Annotated in this window: 18 protein-coding genes; 1 reads left to right on the forward strand and 17 read right to left on the reverse strand. The window is 38.8% G+C overall.

The window, feature by feature from the left end; genetic code table 11:
• Positions 1–211: 211 nt before the first annotated feature.
• The 17 genes from FBT53_RS10195 to FBT53_RS10275 form a co-directional block, all read right to left on the reverse strand.
• The gene (locus FBT53_RS10195) at positions 212–475 is read right to left on the reverse strand and encodes a hypothetical protein (RefSeq protein WP_136951086.1); all 264 of its coding nucleotides are present in this window, start codon (positions 473–475) and stop codon (positions 212–214) included.
• 753 nt (positions 476–1,228) lie between these two features.
• Positions 1,229–1,765 carry a hypothetical protein gene (locus FBT53_RS10200; protein WP_136951087.1) on the reverse strand — a complete coding sequence of 179 codons (537 nt, stop codon included), beginning with the start codon at positions 1,763–1,765 and terminating at the stop codon, positions 1,229–1,231.
• A gap of 261 nt (positions 1,766–2,026) precedes the next feature.
• Positions 2,027–2,512, reverse strand: coding sequence for a hypothetical protein (locus FBT53_RS10205; protein ID WP_136951088.1), 486 nt, complete (start codon positions 2,510–2,512; stop codon positions 2,027–2,029).
• Between the two features lie 226 nt (positions 2,513–2,738).
• Positions 2,739–3,506, reverse strand: a complete 768-nt coding sequence (locus FBT53_RS10210; protein ID WP_240729814.1) for a family 16 glycosylhydrolase — start codon at positions 3,504–3,506, stop codon at positions 2,739–2,741.
• A 15-nt stretch (positions 3,507–3,521) separates the two neighbouring features.
• Positions 3,522–5,633, reverse strand: coding sequence for a family 16 glycosylhydrolase (locus tag FBT53_RS16290; RefSeq protein ID WP_240729815.1), 2,112 nt, complete (start codon positions 5,631–5,633; stop codon positions 3,522–3,524).
• A gap of 15 nt (positions 5,634–5,648) precedes the next feature.
• The gene (locus FBT53_RS10220) at positions 5,649–8,300 is read right to left on the reverse strand and encodes a hypothetical protein (protein ID WP_136951089.1); all 2,652 of its coding nucleotides are present in this window, start codon (positions 8,298–8,300) and stop codon (positions 5,649–5,651) included.
• Positions 8,301–8,320: 20 nt separating this feature from the next.
• Positions 8,321–9,805 carry a RagB/SusD family nutrient uptake outer membrane protein gene (locus FBT53_RS10225; protein ID WP_136951090.1) on the reverse strand — a complete coding sequence of 495 codons (1,485 nt, stop codon included), beginning with the start codon at positions 9,803–9,805 and terminating at the stop codon, positions 8,321–8,323.
• 4 nt (positions 9,806–9,809) lie between these two features.
• Positions 9,810–12,845: a TonB-dependent receptor gene (locus FBT53_RS10230; protein ID WP_169630352.1), complete on the reverse strand. Its 3,036-nt coding sequence runs from the start codon at positions 12,843–12,845 to the stop codon at positions 9,810–9,812.
• A gap of 239 nt (positions 12,846–13,084) precedes the next feature.
• Complete coding sequence (locus FBT53_RS10235) at positions 13,085–15,892, reverse strand: triple tyrosine motif-containing protein (RefSeq protein WP_169630353.1); 2,808 nt, start codon at positions 15,890–15,892, stop codon at positions 13,085–13,087.
• A gap of 122 nt (positions 15,893–16,014) precedes the next feature.
• Positions 16,015–16,875 carry a sugar phosphate isomerase/epimerase gene (locus FBT53_RS10240; protein WP_136951092.1) on the reverse strand — a complete coding sequence of 287 codons (861 nt, stop codon included), beginning with the start codon at positions 16,873–16,875 and terminating at the stop codon, positions 16,015–16,017.
• A 101-nt stretch (positions 16,876–16,976) separates the two neighbouring features.
• Positions 16,977–17,204 carry a hypothetical protein gene (locus FBT53_RS10245; protein ID WP_136951093.1) on the reverse strand — a complete coding sequence of 76 codons (228 nt, stop codon included), beginning with the start codon at positions 17,202–17,204 and terminating at the stop codon, positions 16,977–16,979.
• A 224-nt stretch (positions 17,205–17,428) separates the two neighbouring features.
• Positions 17,429–18,034: a hypothetical protein gene (locus tag FBT53_RS10250; protein ID WP_136951094.1), complete on the reverse strand. Its 606-nt coding sequence runs from the start codon at positions 18,032–18,034 to the stop codon at positions 17,429–17,431.
• A gap of 106 nt (positions 18,035–18,140) precedes the next feature.
• Positions 18,141–18,416 (reverse strand): ATP-dependent Clp protease adaptor ClpS, encoded by a 276-nt coding sequence (locus tag FBT53_RS10255; RefSeq protein WP_136951095.1) that lies wholly within the window; start codon positions 18,414–18,416, stop codon positions 18,141–18,143.
• Positions 18,417–18,434: 18 nt separating this feature from the next.
• Entirely contained in the window at positions 18,435–19,262 is an 828-nt protein-coding gene (gene prmA / locus FBT53_RS10260; RefSeq protein WP_136951096.1) for a 50S ribosomal protein L11 methyltransferase, read from the reverse strand.
• 1 nt (position 19,263) lies between these two features.
• Positions 19,264–20,013 carry a triose-phosphate isomerase gene (gene tpiA, locus FBT53_RS10265; RefSeq protein ID WP_136951097.1) on the reverse strand — a complete coding sequence of 250 codons (750 nt, stop codon included), beginning with the start codon at positions 20,011–20,013 and terminating at the stop codon, positions 19,264–19,266.
• Between the two features lie 5 nt (positions 20,014–20,018).
• On the reverse strand, positions 20,019–21,116 hold the full coding sequence (locus tag FBT53_RS10270) for a BT_3928 family protein (protein ID WP_136951098.1): 1,098 nt from the start codon (positions 21,114–21,116) through the stop codon (positions 20,019–20,021).
• Positions 21,116–21,655 (reverse strand): DUF1599 domain-containing protein, encoded by a 540-nt coding sequence (locus tag FBT53_RS10275; protein WP_136951099.1) that lies wholly within the window; start codon positions 21,653–21,655, stop codon positions 21,116–21,118. Before FBT53_RS10275 ends, FBT53_RS10270 begins: the two co-directional genes overlap by 1 nt.
• Positions 21,656–21,749: 94 nt before the next feature.
• Between FBT53_RS10275 and folP the strand changes: the two genes are divergently transcribed.
• Complete coding sequence (gene folP / locus FBT53_RS10280) at positions 21,750–22,580, forward strand: dihydropteroate synthase (protein WP_136951100.1); 831 nt, start codon at positions 21,750–21,752, stop codon at positions 22,578–22,580.
• Positions 22,581–22,608 lie beyond the last annotated feature (28 nt).

Consider the following 22,608-nt stretch of genomic DNA (forward strand, 5'->3'; position numbering starts at 1 on the left):
CTTCTTTTTTCGACAGGGTGGTTTTTTTGATTCTTCCATAGATTGCTAAATATGATAACTTTTTTAGTCAACCTATTTCAGGACGATGCCTATGGCTTCGTGCCACCTCCCGGTTACGAGTAAGTTACCGAAAAATTTATTTGATTACAGGAGGAAATAAATTTTGAGGTATAGCGGTGGCATGAGCTATACCCGGTGTTAGCCAACGTTTTTATAGGATGGTAATATTCTCGTCAAACCAAATATCCTCGTAATTATCTTGACTCGATAGAAATCTAAATCCTATGTCTAAGGCCAAATATTGGATTATTTCTGGCTTCTGTTCAATTAGATGCTCAGCACACAGCGGTTTAAAGAAATCTGATTTATTGGACCATTCTCCGCTCCATATATACCATCCGCACATATTCCCATGATTAGGATGTCTTAATCCATTTAGTGGGAATTGATTTAAGTCTTTTGAGACTCCAATCATTGATTTTTTGTCAATTGGATTAAAGTGAGACCCAGCTTTTTGGCAGACTCTTTTTTGCAGGTCAATATATTCTTCCCAAGTCATATGCAATTAAAGCTATGGTGGCTAACGTTAAATGTATGGCGAGTTGCGCCCAAAAGAGCGCTTACCACACGGTTGGGAATAAATATAGGCAATTACGGTTGAATTTCCGTCTGGAAATTCGACCGCAATTAGCTATACATCTTGTTATAAATTGCCTGCAGGGCAGAACAAACCCATGGCACGGCAGTAAAATTGATGTCTCAAAATTTTGCCGCATTAATCGTTCCGTCCCCGCCCACCTTGCGTAACCCTTGTGCACTGGCGGCAAAAAGGAAAGTAACAAGCCACAATCTACTTTAAGACCCAAACCTGTGACTTTGGACAGACCTAAGCGATAAAAGAAAGCAGTTTTTTGCTTTTCTGATAAACGTTCGACTAGCGCATTGTTGCGTCCGACTAGCACGCTAAAAGCAAAAAGAGGAAGGTAGCAGACCAAACTCTACTTCTTTAAGTGCGGGTTATTTATAACGCTCCGCATATATTTCCGTAGCGGGAACTTCAAGATACTAAATTTTAATTATTCTTCGTAGCCATTCCGCAGGAATGACTTGTAATTTCATTCCATACAAGGACTTTGCTGCGGAATGGCGGGGTTGCAATTGACCACCGTCTTACAAACACCTTCCTAACCCGCTATGAAATATATGCCTTGTTGTGTGGTCGTTGTTTTTATTTATTATGGTTTTTTTTCCAATTAACCCATTCTGCAACTTCATCATCCAATTCTTCACCTTCAAATCCAAGCTCTAACATAAATTCTCTATATTCCTCTGGTGATTCAGCGACCAATGAAATACTATCAGTCAAGCCTCTTACAAATTCAAAAATATTGTCAGCAATTTCAATAATACTATTATCTAATGTATTTTCTGTCGAAAAAATCTTATCCTTGTATTCACCTTTTGTTCCAACAAAAATACCTTTATTACTCGTTGCTATACAGATGAATCCATTCTCCGCCATCCATGGGTCATTTTCTATTATAGGTTTTGAAAATACATCCTTGTAATTCCAACCATTTAGTTCAATCTCACCCCCTCTTAGATATGGTAAAAAATAAAGACTTGTCGAAGTAGCCTTTTCTGTCCAATCAAAATTTATTGCAAATACCTTAAAAATTGGAGGTAGATTATCAATTAGTGAAAAATATTCTTCATGCTCTTTACCCTTAAATATTTTTGAGATTATAAAATCAAATCCAATCATTGGTATTAATTTCTTTGTTAAATGTTTTATTATCCTGTCAGTCTTATTCCATGACACACAACGGTTTGGCTAAGCGTAGTGCGGAGGCAAGGAAACCTTTCGTTTCCGTCTGTCGACGTAGCTAAAGCTTGTTGTTTTGCTTTTTCTTTTTTTGTTCAAAAGCTAAATCCATAAGATTTAGCGACATTATAAATATACAGAGACCATTCGGTATTGCCCATAAATCCGCATTACGTTTAGGCTTTGTTGTAACACGTTTTTTTATTCCTCCAAGTCTGCTATTTTATAAAACATTGGCAAGTCAAACTCTTTCATATTATCGTTCGTCAGATAATGAAATTGCATTCCCCAACCATTATCGAATGCCAATATTCCGTAATCTTTATTAAACAAAACGGAACCCATTGAATCGGGAATCGGTTCAGTTTCGTATCTGTCAAATTTGAAGGCCGTCTGGATTTTATTACTTTCTTTAAGTTCAAATTCAACTGGGCCAAAGTGTAGCTTATTGGTGCGTTTAACAAAACGAAAATCCATACTTTTAGTTGAGTCCACTAAATTTAAATATTCATAAGCAATTACGTTGTCTCTTTCCTTTGTGGTCAGTCGATATTTATTATTCCTCACTATTGTGTCATAATCATATACAATAAGTTGTCTTGAGTCCGTCTTTATAATTTCTTTATCAGGGGATTCTTTGCAGCTTAAAATGCATATGGTAAGTAGTATGTAAATAAGTTTCTTCAAAATGTGTTACAACAATTGAATATCCGTCATATGACGGATATATCTACTTTATGCTAAAGATAAACATAAATCTTATTCAGAACAGTGACTACTAGAAAAACCGGAAGCTCAGACCTAAATGTAATCAAATAAGAATTTGAGTGTGGTCATAAACTAAACCACCCCAACCCATCTTATTAACTACGTTAAAAGATAAATTAGGGTGGCAATATTAACTAAAAACTAACTACTGATATACGCGTATGTAATCTATAATAAACTCTTGAGGCAGTACACTATCATCAATATCATAGCCGCCAAATTTGCCGCCTATGGCAGAATTTACAATAAGGTAAAAAGGCTGGTCAAAAGGCCAAGTTTCTTTATTTTTTGGGGTGGGATTGAACGTATACAACACCTCCCCATCTACAGAAAAGGCTATTTTTTCTTCGGTCCATTCTGCCTCATACACATGGAAACCTTCTTCTATATTTTCTATTCTAGTTATCTTGGTATTTATTGTTTCGCCATGACTATCGGGTGTGTGTAAACTGGTAAAAACCATATGCGGTTCCCTGCCTACATATTCTAAAATATCTATCTCTCCACATGCCGGCCAACCTACTTCTCTATGGTTGGCACCCAACATCCAAATGGCTGGCCAAATGCCTTTACCTACAGGTAATTTTGCACGGGCTTCTACCCTACCGTACTTAAAATCGAACTTATTCTCTGTAGTTATTCGCGTAGAGGTATAGAGCGAATCTTCTTTTTTAATCTTTATATGCAATTGGCCGTCTACCAACTCATGATTGGTTTTGGTATAGTGTTGGGGTTCATTATTACCCCATCCACATAATTCTGGGCAACCGTCTCCCAATTCAAAATTCCAATAGGTTTCGTCCAAGGTTGTACCGCTAAACTCTTCTGACCAAACCAAGCGTTCTTTGGGGCCAGTACAACTAGCCAATACACCAGTTAATACCAAAACAGGCATCCAATTAAAAAACTTCATAGGTTATTTCTTCTTTTATTGATATACGCGTATATAGTCCACTTCCATGGTAGATTCCGTAAATTCTGCATCTACTTCCCCGCCAAACGTACCGCCCATGGCCACGTTAAGTATCAAGAAAAAATCTTTGTTAAAGGGCAAACTACCATCGTTGCTCACCGTGTGATACACTACCCCATCTACGGCAAATTGAATTTCCGTACTGGTCCATTCTACCTCATAAATATGAAAATCGTCTGATACGCCTGGCACCAAAGTAGACCCCGTTCTGGCATTACCGGCAGAATTATTTTGGTCATGCGTAGAACCAAATATAATATCTTGTTGGTTGCCTACATGTTCCATAATATCAATTTCTCCTGCTGCTGGCCAAGGGTTGGTTTGGTAATCTGCACCTAGCATCCAAATGGCAGGCCATGTACCACCACCTGTTGGCAGTTTTGCCCTAGCCGCTACCCTACCATAGGTAAACTCTTGTAACCCTTCGGTTTTTATTCTTGCAGAGGTATACCCAGATGCAGCGGGGCCTTCTTCGCCAAAATCAAAAAATACTACAATGCGGTTATAGTTAAAATTACCAGCGGCAGAAAAATAAAACGTTAATTCTTCCCACGCATTGTTCACCGTGGTAGTAGCATCGGCTTCATAAAACTCATCTGTATTGGCTGCGTTCTCCAATTTAACTCGCACTACCGCACCTATCTTGGGCGACCATGTTTTTAGTTTGATGTTTTTATTGACGGATAAATCTATTGGTGTGCTTACTTCATAAAAACTTCCTGCAAAGAAAGCTGCACCAGGATTTTTGGTGAATTGTACCACATTGCCCGAAGCATTCCCATTTGTATCTGGATTGGTTACAACCGTAGCGCTGGCACCTTCAAAATCGGTAAATTCCGGAGCCGTTCCTTCAAAATCCGAGACGGTTTGCGTTACGGTTCCTGCATCATCGGCAACCGCTACATCATCAAAATAATAGACCTCCGCACCGGTACTACCCGTTGCTCTAGCTGTTATCTGTAATACATCATTGGCTACTCGTACATTTTCAGTAGCATCTGTGTAGGATTGCAATTCGTTATTTCCCCAACCATTATCTCCCGTACCTAAGTCATACGTCCAATTAACTGGATTGGGCGCTCCGTCTACATCAAACTCATCTGACCAAACCAAGGTATCATATTGGGTTTCTAGCATTTCGCTACCCGTATCTGTCATCGTTTCGGGTACAAAAACCGCATACCAAGCCAGCGGGTCGTCTCCGTTAAAGGGTTGACTAATACCGCGTACCGCCAAACGGTTTTCTGATAACTCCAAAATTTGATATTGCCCAGGAATCACAGCCCAGTAACTTAAAAAACTACTACCCACATCCAAGGTTTGTGTACCATCCGTATTCTCTATTACCGCATAATTGGTGGTAAAGGGCACTTGATCCGTAATATCCCTACACTCGTCCGCAAATTGTTGGGGCGTAGCATCTGGGAAAAAACGGTTTACCTCTGTCCAGTTGATAAATACTAGATTATCCGCTCCAGCATCTAAAGAATAGGTATAATTATCGTTGCCATCGTGCTCAAAAGTTAAGACATCATCATACAAACAACTGTTTAATTGATTAGGGCCTGCACTAAAAAACTCAGGAAAATCATTAGTTAAAGGGCCTACACCAAAGTGCCCGCCAACGGTCCGGTCCCATACCCATCTTTTACTGCTAGCCGTAGAACCATCACCACCTGCCAATAATCCTAAAGTTGCTTCAGCTATTTTTAAGCGCACATTTAAATCTACCAGCACTGTAACGCTAGAACTTAATCCGCCACGGCCAAAAGCTACAGCGGTTATTGGTTGTTGGTACTCCCCTGAACGGGTATATCTAAAGCTTGCCGTCTCCCCTGCCGAAACCACACTTGGTTCTGCTCCTGGATTAAAAAATACATGATAATACAGGGCATTTTCCGCGGTTGGCGTAACCGTAACAAAGCCAGACTGGTCTTCTGCTACATTAGTGGTCAATACCAAATTTGTAGGCGTTACCAAGGCTTGTAATTCTGGTTCTTCTTCTTGGCAAGCCAATACCAAGCAAAGCAAGCCCAAAAGGTAACTTAATGTTTTTATGCTTTTCATAGTGATGTGTTTCTACTAGTTATGAAAATAAATGTTGTCCACATAAAGGGTCATGGCCCCAGAAGGGTTACCGGATAGAATTAACTGAGAAATCTTATCCCTATTGGTAAGTCCTGTAAAATCGGATAAGGGTATATCTAAACTTAACCATTGGTTCTGCGCAGGATTTGCAACAACTATTTCGTGCTCCGTATCATCCCCACCATCAAAGCCACCATCAGCGCCAAAGTCAACTAGTTTAATGCGAATTTCCGTAGCATCTGCCGTCCAAACGTCTAAATGAAAATGGGTCATACTAGTTGCATCTATCTGGTTGGCAATCGTTTCAATCCCTACAAAATTGAGGTTGCTATATTTTTTTGTGGCATTACCTGCAACCATTACATCCTCAAAATCTGCTTGAGACCAATCTGTACGCCACGTATCTACCGTTACATCCGTATACGCATCGCTATACAATGAAATTACATTGGAAGAAGCTACTGTTGGCGTAGGTGCCGCTGCTGTAGGTTCCGTGCTAGCCGCTGCTGCGGAATAGAAATAGATGTTATCTAAAAATAGCGTTGAAGCACCGGTTGGGTTGCCCGAATAAATGAGTTGTGCTATGTTGGATTTGCTAGTTAATCCCGTGAAATCCGATAAGGGAATATCCAAACTAATCCATTCGTTCTGTGCGGGATTCGCAATAACTATTTCGTGCTCTGTATCATCTCCGCCATCAAAGCCACCATCAGCGCCAAAATCAACTAATTTAACACGGATTTCCGTGGCATCTGCCGTCCAAACATCTGTACGAAAATGCGTCATGCCAGTAACATCTATTTGGTTTGCTACCGTTTCTATACCCACAAAACTGAGGTTGCTGTATTTTTTTGTCGCGTTACCTGAAACCATCACATCTTCAAAATCTGCTTGCGACCAATCTGTACGCCACGTATCTACCGTTACATCCGTATAGGCATCGCTAAATAAGGAAATTACCGATGCTGCATCTTCATTTGGCGTTGGTGCAGCCATCATAGGCTCTGCAGTACCACCAGTGTTACCGCCACCTGTACCTAGCATAATATCATCAAAGTAAAAAGCCTCGTCACTGCCTGCGGAACCAAAATCTGGGAACAGGATTACACGGTCATAACTAATATTGGTATCAAAGGCTGCCGCCGAAGTTAAATCGAACGCCAACTCTTCCCAGGCCATTGCCGTTGTAGTGGTTGCGGTAACCTCTACAAAAACAGAAGGGTTGCCATTGTTATCTGGCGTAGACGAAGTATCTTCTATCTTAAATAAAATTGGTGTCCCCGCACGTGGAGACCATACTTTTACTAAAGCCGTTGTACCAGATGTAAAATCTATTGCCCCCTCTAATTGTAAGCTAGCTCCCGCCCAGACTTGCGCCCCTGCGGTTTTGGTAATTTCTACCACATTGGCGCTAGTATTGATACCAGACATATCTGGATTTGAAATTACGGCAGCTGGAATTGGTCCAAAATCTGCCGCTCCAAACCCTACCCATTCATACGCCAAACCTGCTTCAAAATCTAGTGGTAATTGCGGCAATGCTGCAGCAGCCGTTACTTGGCTAATAGTGTCAAAATAATACTCCGCTCCATCACCAGCATTACCAAAATCAAAAAACAAGACTACTTTCTGTAGTTCTGTTGTAGTATCTATCCCTCCGAAGTCGAATACTAAATTTTCCCAAGCATTGGCAGTAGTTGTAACTGCATCTAGTTCTGCAAATACGTCTGGATTTGTTGCATTCTCTAATTTTAAACGCACCGTAGCTCCACTTTTTGGAGACCAAACGCTTACTTGGAACGTGGTACTTTGGGTTAAATCTATAGGGGCACCCAACGTTAAGAATGTACCAGCCCATACTTCTGCGCCTTCGGGTTTCACCAACTGACCTACTTTGGCCGATGTATTGATACCGGAAGCGTCTGGGTTATCTATTACCCCAGCACCTGCATTACCAAAACTCTCGAACGCGTAGTTTATCGTAGCCGATTCAAAATCTATAGGTAATACAATTGGGTCTGTGGCCCCTGCAATACTAACCGTTTCCGTAGCTTCTATGGTTGCGGCACCTGCACCTCTGGCTACCACTTTTATAGTGTAATCGCCTATTTCTGCATAAGTATGCTCCGCAGATTCGCCATCCATAATTGTTGTGGGCTCCGCACCATCTTCTTCATCGCCAAAATACACATCATATACCGTGGCATTTTCCGCTGTTGGAGTCACCGTTACCATAAACGGATTGGTAGTAGATACCGCTACCGCAATGGCCAGTTCTGTGGGTGGTGTAAAGGAAATGGTAACCACGCGGCTCAGTTCACTAGTTAATCCGGTAGCACCTATGGCAACTACCCGTAAAGTGTATTCGCCCTCTGCGTAAACATGACTAATAGTTTCACCCGGACTTACCGTAGTAGGCGTTTCGTCTGTGACATCTCCAAAATATACTTCAAAAGAAGAAGCACCTTCTGCCGTTGGTGTTACGGAAACTGTACCCGTATCGTCATTGGCAATATCAAACACCGCATTTACTTTAGTTGGTGCGGAAACCTCTTGTAAAACAAAAGAAGTCTCGTCTGTTTGTTCGCAGGCTACAATACCTGCTACTAAAACAAATAGGGTTATTATTCTGTTTATGGTTTTCATGCTGTTCAGTTTTAGTTTTATTAATATCCTGGGTTTTGTGCCCATCGGTTACCTGCTAATTCAATTTCTATGGATGGAATAGGAAATACTTCGTGCTTACCACTTGTAAAGCCATCTATGGCAGTTGCTGCTCTGCCCGTACGCACCAAATCAAAGAAATGGTGCCCCTCTCCCACTAGTTCTAATCGTCTATCCAAATAAATAGCTTCTAGTAAATCTGGACCTGTTACCGTTATGGGGTCTAAGCCTGCCCGCTCACGTACCTCATTTAAATAGCCTTGTGCCCTGCCCTCATCTATGCCGCCACGTTGCAATGCTTCTGCCGCCATTAGCAATACATCTGCATAGCGTATAGCCCTATAATTATTCGGGTTGGTTAGGTTGGCATCACCTGTGTTCAAATCGCCTTGGCGAGCCAAATACTTTCTATTGTAGTAACCGGTATGTTCAAAGCCCTCTACAAAACTTACATCGCTATTGGCCGCTGCCCAAGCCTCTATATCTAATATGGCCACATCTCTACGCAAGTCTGCTGGGTCAAACAAATTATAAACCTCCGCTGTGGGTACATTAAAGCTAAAACCTGACTCAAACACCGGTCCTGAGTAATTACGGATACCATTAAAGCCAACAGCAACATTACCCTCGCTACATTGCAAACAACCAAAACCAGCTCCTTCTACATCTGTGTACTGTACCTCAAAGACGGATTCTACATTGTTTTCAAAATCATTCTCAAACAACTGGTCGTACGTTTCTAAAAGGCTGTAATTATTCGTATTAATTAATGTCTCTAAGGCAGTAGCCGCTTCTGTAAATTTATCCTGATACAAGTACACCTTACCCAATAAAGCCAAGGCAGCTCCTTGTGTGGCACGGCCTACTTGTGTTTGCGTGGCAGGTAAGGTTTCGCTTGCAAATATTAAATCTTGTTCAATTTGAGCGTAAACCTCCGCTTTAGGCGTGCGCTCTACTTCGTTTTGGGCACCAAATAATAATCTTTGGTCTACCGCTAAAGGCACGTCTCCAAACCATTTTACCAATTCAAAATAATAGTAGGCACGCAGAAAAGTTGCTTCGGCCAATACAATGTCTTTGTTGGCAAAATCGGTCTTATCTTTAAATTCCAATATGTAGTTTGCCCTATTAACCCCAGCGAACATCCAGCTCCAAATGTCTCGTAATTGCTGATTTACAGGCGTATGCACCATATCATCTATTTCCTGTATTCCAGGTACATCTGTTGCGCTCTCGCCACCTGCCAAGGTGTTGTTAGAAGCTATTTCTCCCAGCATAACGTTGATGTAGGTAGACTGTAAAATATCATATGCCGCAATAAGTGCGCTTTCATAATCCTCTTCTGAATTAAAGAAGTTCTCGGAATCTTCATCAAAAGAATCTACCTCTATAAAGTCGTCCGTACATGCCAGAGACAAAAACAATAGGCACAGCAAACTGTAAAAACTTAGGCTCGATTTCATCTGTATTTTATATTGATTTTTCATGCGATTAAAAGTTGAGATTGACACCTAATAAAAATGTACGTGGCACGGGATAAAATCCTTGGTCTATACCGGCGCCAATTGGCGAGCCCGAAGAGGCACTTGGATCGTACCCGCGGTATTCCGTAAAGGTGAAAATATTGTTCGCAGATACGTACAAGCGTAATTTATCTGCCCCAAAACGGTCCATAAACGCCTGTGGAAAGGTATACCCTACCTGAGCATTTTGTAAGCGTACAAAAGAACCATCTTCGACAAAATAATCTGAAAATAAGGTGTTGGAAGTTGCTCCTGTGGTTAGTCTAGGCGTAGTATTAGACGTACCTTCACCTACCCATCTATCTATAGCATAAACCGATTTATTTACTAATGGTTGATTGCGCTCGTAATTACGTACAATATCATTACCTACCGAAGCGAAAGCGTAGGCTCCAAAATCAAATTGTTTGTAGTTGATAGAAAGGTTAAAGCCCATTGTAGCATCCGGAATTGGGTTTCCAATATCTACCCTATCATTAGCATCGATGATTCCGTCATTATTTTGGTCTACGAATCTAATATCGCCAGGAGCGGCATTGGGCTGTGTGGCATGCGCGGATACCTCATCAACATTTTGAAATATCCCATCTGTTTCTAGACCGTAAAAATAACCGATAGGTTTACCCGCTTTCATACGGGCAGGTGGGTCTTGACCAATACCAAAAGAACCGCCTTGTAAAAAACCGGCTTCATTGTTCACCTCGGTCACTTCATTATTTAAAAAAGTAACGTTGTAATTTAGGTCGATAGAAAAATCTTCTTGGCGTACAGGACTATACCCAATAGCGAATTCAAACCCTGAGTTTTCTACCGTACCACCGTTTACTACGGGCGCTTGGGCTCCTGGAGCACTGGCTCCTAATATACCCGAAACCTGAGGTTGTAACAACAACCCTTCTGTGGTCTTTTTAAAGTAATCTGCCGTAATATCCACGCGGCTATCTAACAACCGTAGGTCTACCCCAATATCTAGGGTCTTCTGTTCTTCCCATTGAATTTCTGGATTAGAAAGCACCCCTACCGCTTGGCCAAAAACCAATTGCCCATCAAAAACATAAGCACCTTCTCCATTAAGAATAGACCTAAAGGCATTACCCGGAATACGGTCGTTTCCTAGAATACCATAACTACCCCTAAATTTCAGGAAGTTTACAAATGCATTGTTGGCTAAGAAATTTTCTTCGGAAACTATCCACCCCAAAGAACCCGAAGGAAAATACCCAAACCGATTCTCAGGTCCAAATTTGGTAGAACCATCTCTTCTTAATACACCAGAAAATAAATATTTGCCTTTGTAATCATACTGTACACGGGTAAAGTAAGACAATAAGCGTTCATCAAACTTGCCGCTGAGGCCGCTATCCTTTAATCCGTTCTGCAAGTCTACCGCATTGGCAATATCTGCTTCCGCGAAATTTACAGGCGACTCAAAAAAGCCTTGCGTACCCCCAGAAAACTGGCCCTTGGTCACAAAAACCGACGAACCTAAGGTAAACTGAACTTTATGGTCTTGGTTAAAAGTGTTGCTATACGTGATGTAATTATCCCAGGTGTAATCTTTAAAAATATCCTTATTTACCGTCAACGTATTTCTGCCTGTATTGTTGAACACTTTACCCGCGCCATAAAAGATGGTTGGCGTAAAGAAACGGCCTTGTACTTCCGCATAGTTGAATTGAATACTAGAATTGGCAGACAAGTTATCCCAAAAATCATACGCTAATCCTATCTTACCACTTATACGGTCTACATCTGTACTATTAAAGGAATTTTCTATTTGGGCAAGCGGATTTATTACTTCATTGCCTAAACCTTCTGCAAGTGTAAAAGCCCCATTAGCATCCCTAACCGCAAAGGTAGGCGCATTGTTCAAAGCATTAAACAGCACAGAACCAATACCATTTTCTGAAAGGGTTTTGCGCTCGGTTCCCGTGTAAATTAAATTGGTTGTCAACTTAAGATTTTCTAGTAAATCCGTGTCGTAATTTAAACGTGTGGTATACCGTTTAAAATTGGCCTTGCTACCGCCAACAATACCGTCTTGGGTTAATAGCGAAGCCCCAAAAGAATATCTGGATTTTTCGCTACCACCATTTACCGTAAGGTTATGATTGAATATGGGTGCATTTTGAAAAACCTCGTTCTGCCAATCGGTTCCCGTACCCAAATTACTAAGGTCTGTAAAAGGTATTGCGCTACCACCAGCGGCAAAAGCTTCGTTCACCAACAACGCATATTCTGTTGCATTCAACACCGGAATTTTGCGTGATGTTTGTTGAAAACCTCCGTAAGCATCATAACTAAATTTTAAGGGCGAATTTTTACTACCCGTTTTTGTGGTAATCAATACCACCCCATTGGCCGCCCTCACGCCGTAAATACCAGCTGTAGCATCTTTTAAAACGTTGATGCTTTCTATGTCACCAGGATTTAAAACACTTAAATCTTCAATTACGTTACCATCCACAAGAATTAAAGGACGGTTGTCACCATTTGTAGAAATACCCCTAATTCTAATATTACTACCACTACCAGGAGACCCTGATTCTGCCGTAATATTTACCCCAGCAACTTGTCCTTGTAGTGCTTGTTCTATCCTAGTTGGGTTTAGTTCTTCTATAGTCTCTGAACCCACAACGGCTACCGCTCCTGTAATTTCTTTCTTTACCTGTGTACCATAACCTATAACTACTACCTCATCTAATGCCGCCACATCTGGCTGTAGGTTAATTGCAAGGTTTGTTTGCCCCGTATACCTTACCTCTTTAGTTACAAAACTGATGTACGAAAAGACTAGGACATCATTTTCATTGACATTGGCAAGTACAAATTTTCCATCAAAATCCGTAGTGGTTCCAGTATTGCTATTCTTTATAACAACATTTACACCAGGTAAAGGTTCTTGGGTTTCGGAATCAAGTACAGTTCCGGTTACCGTAGTGCTCTGTGCCATTAAAAAATGGCCCATACAGAGAAATACTAAAATACGTATGCAGTTTTTCATTTTTAGAACAGTTTGCAGTCCTAAAATTAGAAAGCCTTTTTACGAATTTGATAATTTACACCTATACAAATAAGCTACATTCGCAATTTTAACACCTCTTAATTATGTTATACATAATTTTTAATTGATAAGCCCTTTAAAAATGGGCATCTTAAGAGTTACCTAAATAAGCGTATTAAATACACTAAAAACACCCATGTATGGGTAATGTAGTGGTGAATTTTGAGTTTGTAGGGGTTTTAGATATTTAGGATGTATTCGGTAAGGTTGGCATCATGCTCTAAATTCATCTTTTTACGCAAACGATACCGTTTTACCTCTACACTTTTTATGGAAATATTTAGCAACGGTGCTATCTCTTTGGAGGTTAAGTTAAGACGGAGGTAGGCACAAAGGCGCAAATCGTTAGCAGTGAGTTCGGGATGCTTTTCTTTAATCTTCTTCAAGAATTTTTTATCGGCATTATTAAAAGCTTCTTCGAACAGTTTCCAATCGTCTTCATTGTTGATGTTCTTATCTATTAAACGAATTACCGATTTTACTTGAGTGGGATTTTCAGCGTTTGCCAAACGATTTTTTAGCACATTCAAGAATTCGTTCTTCTTGATCATGCTCATGGTAGCTACTGCCAATTCTCTGTTTTTGGCGTCAATTTCTTGCTTAAGCTTCTCATTCGTCAGTTGTACTAATTTTCGTTTTGCTTTGTTTTTTTTGCGCTTTTCTTCTAGCGCATTCTGCTTCAGTAGTTTTTCTTGTTGCTTTTTATAATAGGCCCTGTAGGTTCTATGTATAAATGTTCCTAAGATTAAAAGCGTAAAAAAGTAAAAGACCATCGCTGCATAGGACCAATACCACGGCCTTTGGATAACAAACGGAATTTGCAAGGTATTTTCTGTCAACGTATCCCCAACCTTAGCGCGTACTTGCAATGTGTAGGTGCCAAACGGTAAATTTTCAAAAGAAACCTGTGACTCGTTTGTCCATTTACTCCAATCTGTATGGAAATTTTCTAATTTATATTGATAAAATACTTCTGTGTATTTATCATAATTAGGAACCGTATACGCAAACCGAAGCTTATTGTCTTTATAAGGCACAATTATAGTGGAGTCTAGTGCTAAAGGGTTTGCATTAGCATCAAAATATTCTCGCCATGCTGATTTAAAGTTAATCTTATATTCTACAGGCTTAACCGCAGCTAGGTCTAATACCACGTATCCATTGGAAGTACCCAGTAAATACTCATTTTTCTTAGTAGACCTAATGTTTTCAAATCCAGAAACGCCCAAATTTTTACGTAAGGTGGTGGCAATAGGTATTGTTTGGAGTTTGTATTCGTTGTTAATTTTGCCAGGTTCCACGTACATGATAGATTGGTCTCCCAACCGCCAGATACGCTCTTGTTGGTCGTCTTCTAGAACAATGCTTAGATTGGTATTTTTGGTTTCTTGAAATATACGGGTCAACGTAGTGTCCAATACAAAAGGCTCTGGTCCATTGGTAATCGTAAATACCCCGTTATTGGTAGCATAACGCAACTGGTTATCAAACTTAAAAATACTACTACCATACCCCATTTGTTCTTGGTGGTATAATTGGGTGACATTAGTAAGCGCAGCATCTAATTGCAATTTAAAAACGCCTTTATATTCGTGATTTACCCAAAGTGTTTTTGGATTTACGAATGCCAAAAAACGGCTAGAAATATCAAAACCATCTAACTTACGCTCAAAAGACCATTCGCCATTTACTTTTCTTAAAATTGCCAATCCCGTATAATTTCCTTGTATGAGCACATCTTCATTTTCTGGAATAGCCTTTACGAGCCAAGTACCCGGAATGGATGCAACTTGTTGGGCTGTAGAATTGGTAATCAAAAATGTTCCTTTATGGTGCCCACAAAACAATTGATCCTGTAATACTTGCAAAGACCATACTTGACCTTCGGTATTTGGAATCAACCTAAAATCTGTACCACCCTTAACCCCATTCTCGGCTACATATAATCCCTGATTGGTTCCTAAATAAAGTTGGTTGTTAAACCATATAGAGGTGTATACTACCCCAATTTCCCCTTCTTTATCTATATATTCTTTAAAAAACGAATTCCTGTTAATAATGCTTATCCCCTTATCGTGCCCTACCCAAATATTTCCCTTACTGTCTTCTGTTAGGGATAATACCGTATTGTCTTGTAAACCTTGTTTGATGCTAATTTGTTTTACAAAGTGGCCTTGACTGTTAAGCTGCAGCAACCCATTGGCTATAGTGCCCAATAAAATACCACCATCTTTTAAACGGTAACTGCAATAGATAGAGACAGGCCCTAAAAACGAAAAAGGGTTTTCTAAACCCTTTGCAGTACCATCTGCGCCAAAAACAACACGTTCGCCATTATCCAAGATAGCTTGCTTACTACCATCTTTCTCAATAAAGCTCACTACTGCTTGTTTACCAATGACATTTTCAGGAATCAGCAATTTAGAACCCGACTTGTTCCAAACATACAAACCTTTATTTTTAACTTGATAATACAAACCATCTGCAAGTTCAAATATTGCCGCACGGTTTACCTCTGCAGGTATTTCTTCTATAGATTCCTTGTCCGGATTAAAAAGTAAAATTCTTGAGAAGGATTGAAACAATACCAAATCATCTACCACTTGAATATTCCAAAACTCTTCATCTTCTAGTAAGGAATCCTCTAGAAGTTTAGTTAAAGAGGTATAGATTAATGCACCCTGTTCATTACGCTCCCAATAGCCAAACTCCATATAACAACCCGCATATAAACGTTTGCCATCAAAAGCCAAACTCCGAATTACCGAACCATTGGGAGTACCATATTTAGACCAGCGCTCCCCATCAAAAGAAAGTATACTATGGTTGTTGGCTAAATACATATAGCCATTATCCCCTTCTTCTATAGCCCAGTTCTGGTTCTCACCATCATAAGTTAAAGGTGAAATTACCTGTATAGGAGCGCTTTCTTGCCCCTGCGTAAAACAACATAGCAATAAAAATAATACCAGATAAAATCTTTTCATAGCTTTTGGTAGTGGTATAAAGATAAGGCAACAATTAAAAATTGAGCGGTTATAGTTTAAGCCTAACAAAAAAGCCATACCGATTTCTCAGTATGGCTTTTTGTTATTTGATAAAACCCGTTTTATTTAAAACCGATTTCTTTTAATCCTTCATGGCTAATCTTAATAACCTCTAGTGGTTTTTTGTCCCAGGTCATATCTTGCTCTACAAAATAACCTTCCATTCCAGATTTGTCTTTTTGGGCAAGAATTCGTTTAAAATCGATATGGCCTTCCCCAACAGGAGCAAATTTACCTTCATCGTCCATATCCTTCACGTGCCATAGTTTAAACCTACCTGGGTATTTATCAAAATACGCCAAGGGGTCCGCACCTGCTTTGGTTACCCAGTATAAATCCATCTGGAAATTCACGTATTTTGGGTCGGTATTTTCTAATAAATAATCTATTAAAATACTACCATCTTCACCTTTCATAAATTCAAAATCATGATTATGATAAAGTAATTGAACACCCGCGGCATCGGCTTTTTTACCTAATTCGTTTAAAATTTTTAAAAGCTCTTCTTTAGTACCCTTCATACCCATTTTCATGGTCTCTTGATCAAAAGTAAACATGCCCATAGGAGGTATAGGAACCACTACGTATGTAAAACCTGCGGCTTTGGCATCTGCTAATTGCTGGTCTGCATTATCTAGGGTGATGGAACTTTGGTGAGAACTCAAAGGTTTAAGACCTAATCGCTGTAACGAATCTTTAAATGCTGCTGGTTGCATACCATAATACATACCATTGTCATAACCTGCTGCTTCTACGTAAGCATATCCGGTTTCTGAAACAGTTTTTAAGGTTTCAATTGGTGCCTTGCCCATATCGTCCCTAACCGTATAGAGGGCCAAACCGCCAAACTTACCATCAGCACAAGAAAGAAACACGAGAACCATTGCTAAAATGGCTGTTCCTTTTTTTAATTGTTTAGTCATTGTATCAGTTTTAGTTGTACTAAAAATAGTATAAAAGTTAGGAATTAATTATAGAATTAATGTAATAAAAAACCCGTCTTACTGACGGGCTTTTTTAATTCTTAGCTTAGCGGATTCCCTTTTAAGCGCTTTTCAATTTTCTTTTTTTTCTCAGTTAACCGTTTCATTAGATCCATTAACTCAGAATCCTTGGTCTCCTTGTATATTTCGTTTATATCTAATATTAATTGTTTTGCTTCTCTAGAAGCCTCAACACGGTCGCTCGTAGACATATGACTCAACGTCCTGTTCTCAAACTCCGTAGCCTTTTCCAATAATTCTGCAGTCATTTTTCTATAAAATTACGCTCGCACCTCTTTGTAAACCAAAGCTTTACATAAATTTTTCTTATGCAGCTATAAGTTATTGATTTGTATATAACAATTCAATATTAAAAAGAGGGATTTTAAATGTTAAAAAAATAATTTTCCGAATATAAGGAATATAGCCGTATCTACTATCCCAAATATTACATAAATTATTTAAAGGATATTAACAACAATAATATTATAGCTTACAAACCTGCTGCGGTTGAGTCTTTTAGCTGTAATACCGCTTGCAATTGCAGCACCTGCTCTTCTAATCTTCTGTTCTCTATTTTTAACTCGTTTACGCTTTTAGCAAAGTCCGTTACGGAGATGTAATTTTCTCTTTGCATCAGTTTTGTTGCAATGCTATAAAGGGTAAAAACAAAACTAATTACTACTGCAGAAAAAAGCCCATACAACAATAGTTTTTCTTTTTTATACTTAGGCTTCGTAGTTGTTACGCCTATCGTTTTCCTTTTGTCTGTATTGCGTACTACTCCTAAATGGTCAATAAAGTTATCCCATTTTTCTTCTTCTTGGATAAATAATTGAGTAAAGCCTCCTTGATCTAAAAATTCTTGAGTCGCCGCTTTTGCTGAAAGCATAAACACTTTAGCCCCGTTGCCGCTCATCGTATCTATCAAATCAGGGTCATACGTCTGTATTTCTAGAATTAATTGTTGGGCAAAGGAAAGGCTGTAATTGGGGTGTAAAAACTCATTGTAGAGGTAATCTACTTCAAAAAAGTCATCTCTAAAGAGGGCGTACCTTAGGAACTTATCTTTAAGTTCTGCCTTAAAAAATTCACTCATTCCCAGTTAGTTGTTCTCCGCCCTAAAATAAAATCTTTATTTGGGCTAAACAAAATAAAAGCACCAATAAAAATTGATGCTTATGTGTTTGTAAAGTAAATGTTAGTTATACAATTTCTGCACTTAAACCTGCTTGCAATAAACGGGTACAACGGGGTTTTAAATCGTTATACTCTCCAGTTTTTACTGTGCATTTACCTTTGTAATGTACTATTAAAGAACATTGTTCTGCTTGTTCAGGGGTATGCTCACAAACAGAAATTAACGTATTAATTACATGGTCAAAGGTGTTTACATCATCATTAAATAAGACAATCTCGTTCTGATTGCTTATTTCTTCTTCTACTAATAGTTCTTCTGAATATTGTTCTTGTGCTCCCATGACATTTAGCATCTGTTTCTAAAATACATATTTTGCCGCTACCCAATTATTCTTTTCAAGATTTTTTTCAAATTGTAAACCAAATTCGATACATTTTGCGGATATCATTTCTAAATCCTCTAAATAGAAGCCACTTAAAAATAATACCCCGTCCTTTTTTAAGCAAGAAACGTATGTTTCAATATCTTTTAAAAGAATATTACGGTTAATATTCGCCAAGATAACATCAAACTTAGTTTCACCTAAAAGTGAGGCGTCTCCCTCTTTAACTTCAATGTGGTGGCAATTGTTACGTTCTACATTTTCTAAGCTGTTTACGTAACACCAATTATCTATATCTATTGCTTCTAAAGTAGTAGCACCGCATTTTTCTGCAAGGATGGCTAGAACGCCAGTACCACAACCCATATCTAAAACTGATTTACCTTTAAAATCATTCTCTAGAATATGGCTTAACATCATAAATGTAGTTTCATGATGTCCTGTTCCAAAACTCATTTTTGGTTCTATTACAATATCATAAGTTACATTTTGTTGCTCATGAAATGGTGCACGCACCAAGCATTTATCTTGAACTAGGATGGGTTTGAAACTTTTTTCCCATTCTGCATTCCAGTTTTGCTGCACTACAGTCTTACTAGTCCAAGATATTTGATGTTCTTTGGTTGTAAACAGGTAGATTTCTTCCATAGCTTGCAAATTGAAAAGGTCTTTCTGCACATAGGCTATCAACCCTTCATCATTCTCCACAAAACTTTCAAAACCTAACTCTCCTAACTCCGCTATCAGAATATCAGAGGCAGGTTGCACTGGCGAAATCTTAAAATCTAATTCTAAATATTCCAATTTAAATGGCGTTCACAATTGCTATAAAATCATCACTCTTTAAAGATGCCCCACCAATTAAACCACCATCTACGTCTGGTTTAGAAAAGATGTCTTTTGCATTGGCTGGTTTTACACTACCGCCATAAAGAATAGTAACATTTTCTGCTACGGTTGGCGTTACAGCATCTGCAATAGTTTTACGAATAAAAGCGTGCATTTCTTGTGCTTGCTCTGGTGAAGCAGTTTCGCCTGTACCAATGGCCCAAACAGGCTCATACGCTAAAATTATTTTACTCCATTGCTCCGGCGCTAAGCCAAATAACACGTTTTTTAATTGGCTTGCCACTACCTCAAAATGTTTCTCTGTTTTGCGGTCTTCTAATTCTTCGCCAAAACAAAAAATAACTTTCATATTTTTAGCCAAGGCAGTTTCTACTTTTTTAAGCAATAGTGCATCGTCTTCACCAAAAATAGAACGCCTTTCTGAGTGCCCCAGAATAACTGTATCTACACCAATATTTAGCAACATATCTGCAGAAATCTCGCCGGTAAAAGCTCCATTAGACTCAAAATGCATGTTTTGCGCTGCCACCTGTATATCACTAGCATCTAACGCTTTTACTGCACTAGCTAAGTTAACAAAGGTTGGCGCTACAATTACTTCTGCTTTTGTATCTGGTAATTTAGCAGCTAATTCTGACAAAAGTGTTTCTGTCTCTGCTAAGTTTTTATTCATTTTCCAGTTACCTGCCACTATCTGGGTTCTCATAATTTCTATTTTAAGTTTAATGATTCTATGTCGTTATAATGTACTTTTTCTGTAATGGTCCCTTTTTCTAAGACCAAAATTCCTGGATTGGAACGCACTATTGTTTTTAAGGTAGTTTGATCGGTAAAGTAAAAATCAAATTTCAAATTATACTCTTTAACTATTGCCGCGGCTTGTTCACTATTAGAAGCAGACATCCCTATCACTTTATATCCTTTTTTAGCTGCTCTATCCGTAATCTTTTTTACTGCTGTAAAAGCCTCTAATTCTGCTTTTGCCAAATCATAAGAGATTACCATTACCAATTTGGGTTCTTCTAGCAATGAAGCTGCATAATCTACACCCTCTTGCTCTATAGTAAAATCATGTATTGGAGGTTCATAACCTTTCTGAATTTCTTCTGTCTCTACCCCAACAAACTCGCCCTCTACAGTAGGATAATCGCCATTGGTAACATAACTTTTTTCGATGCCATTTTCATTAAACGTCCACGTGTATTCATACAAGGGTTCTGGTGCCCCTTCAGAAATACTCATACCTTCCATAATATTAGCCCCTATCTTATAAGGTCTAAAGTCTTTAGAGGGTAAATGATTTAATACATGGTAACAAAATAGTATACAAGACAAGGTGGCTAAACCAACCGCCCACCAGTCTTTTTTTTCTGGTAGAATAGGTTGAATGTACTTTATACCCTTGAGTAGCACTAAAATGAGTACTAATAAAACGACATCCTTAGTAAAAGACTCCCACGGAGTTAATTTTATTGCATCTCCAAAGCACCCACAATCTGTTACTTTATTAAAGTATGCAGAGTAAAAGGTTAAAAATGTAAAGAACACAATCATGGCCAGCAAACTCCAAATGGTAAATTTAGGCTTAAAACCAATTAAAAGCATTACACCTAAAAGCACCTCTACAATAACTACGAAAATAGAGATTGCCAGTGCATAAGGTTCAAAGTAAGGCATGTTTAAAACGCCTACACTAAAATATTCTTCTAATTTAAAAGAGAAACCTACAGGGTCATTTAGCTTTATCAATCCACTAATGATAAAAAGCACCCCGACAAAAATTCTACTAAATCCTACTAAAAACTTCATTATTCCGCCGTTAAATGTATCATTGCAAATACTGCATAATTTAGCATGTCTTGATAGTTTGCAGCAATGCCTTCACTCACTAAAGTTTTTCCTTGATTGTCTTCTATTTGCTTTACCCTTAGTAATTTTTGCAAGATTAAATCTGTTAAGGAACTTACCCGCATGTCTCTCCAAGCCTCTCCATAATCATGATTTTTATTTTCCATTAAAGTTTTGCAAACAGTTACCTGTTCATCATACAACTTTAGCGCCTCCTCTGGATTCAAATCTGGTTGACTTGCTATGCCTTTTTGTATTTGAATTAAAGCCATAATGGCATAGTTTATAATACCTATAAACTCTGACTGTTCCCCTTCATCTACTTTACGAATCTCTTGCTCTTGCAAACTTCTGATACGCTGTGCTTTTATAAAAATTTGGTCGGTTAAAGATGGTAAACGGAGTATACGCCATGCCGTACCATAGTCTTGTGTTTTCTTTATATACAACTCCCTACAGTTATGTATCACTGCATCATATTGCTCTGAAGTCTTCTGCATGTATCTGCTATTTTATGTAATTTAAGCCCAGTTTTTACTATCCAAGCACTACAAAAGTCAAAGATAACGAAACACAGCAAAGCGATTAATATTTATGACCATAAACTGCAAAGGCAACCTGATAGATTTAACCACCCCTAAAGTGATGGGAATATTAAATCTTACGCCCGACTCTTTTTTTGATGGAGGACGGTATAACGCTATGGAAAATGCTCTAGAACAAACTGAAAAAATGCTACAAGATGGAGCCACTTTTATAGACGTAGGGGCTTATAGCTCTAGACCAGATGCCAAGGACGTAAGTGAAACTTTGGAATTACAACGATTAATACCTGTAGTTGAGCAATTAATGACCCATTTTCCTAAAATCATCCTTTCTATAGATACCTTTAGAGCAAAAGTTGCTGCAGCGGCATTGGATGCTGGGGCAGCGTTAATAAATGATATTTCTGCCGGTCAATTGGACGATAACATGCTGCCTACAATAGCAGACTATCAAGTGCCATACATAGCCATGCATATGCGCGGCACACCACAAACCATGAAAACCTTAACGCATTACAACGCACTAACTAAAGAGGTGGTCATTTACTTTTCAGAAGTGTTACAAAAAGCTCAAGCACTTTCTATTAAAGATGTAATTCTAGACCCTGGTTTTGGTTTTGCAAAAACACGAGAACAAAATTTTGAATTGTTAGCTCAACTGCACAGACTAAGTGCATTAAAACGACCAATTTTGGCAGGTATAAGCAGAAAGTCTATGATTTACAAAACCTTAGATACGTCTCCAGAGGCAGCCTTGAACGGCACAACTGCTTTGCACATGCGTTGCTTAGCACAGGGAGCAAAAATTTTACGTGTACACGATGTAAAAGAAGCTATGGAATGTGTAAAATTGCATACCGAAGTAGAAAACTACCTATAGTGGTTTCCTAAGCAAGATTTTTTAAATT

The sequence above is a fragment of the Flavobacterium sp. ASW18X genome, from assembly GCF_005144745.1.
GTDB lineage: Bacteria > Bacteroidota > Bacteroidia > Flavobacteriales > Flavobacteriaceae > Croceivirga.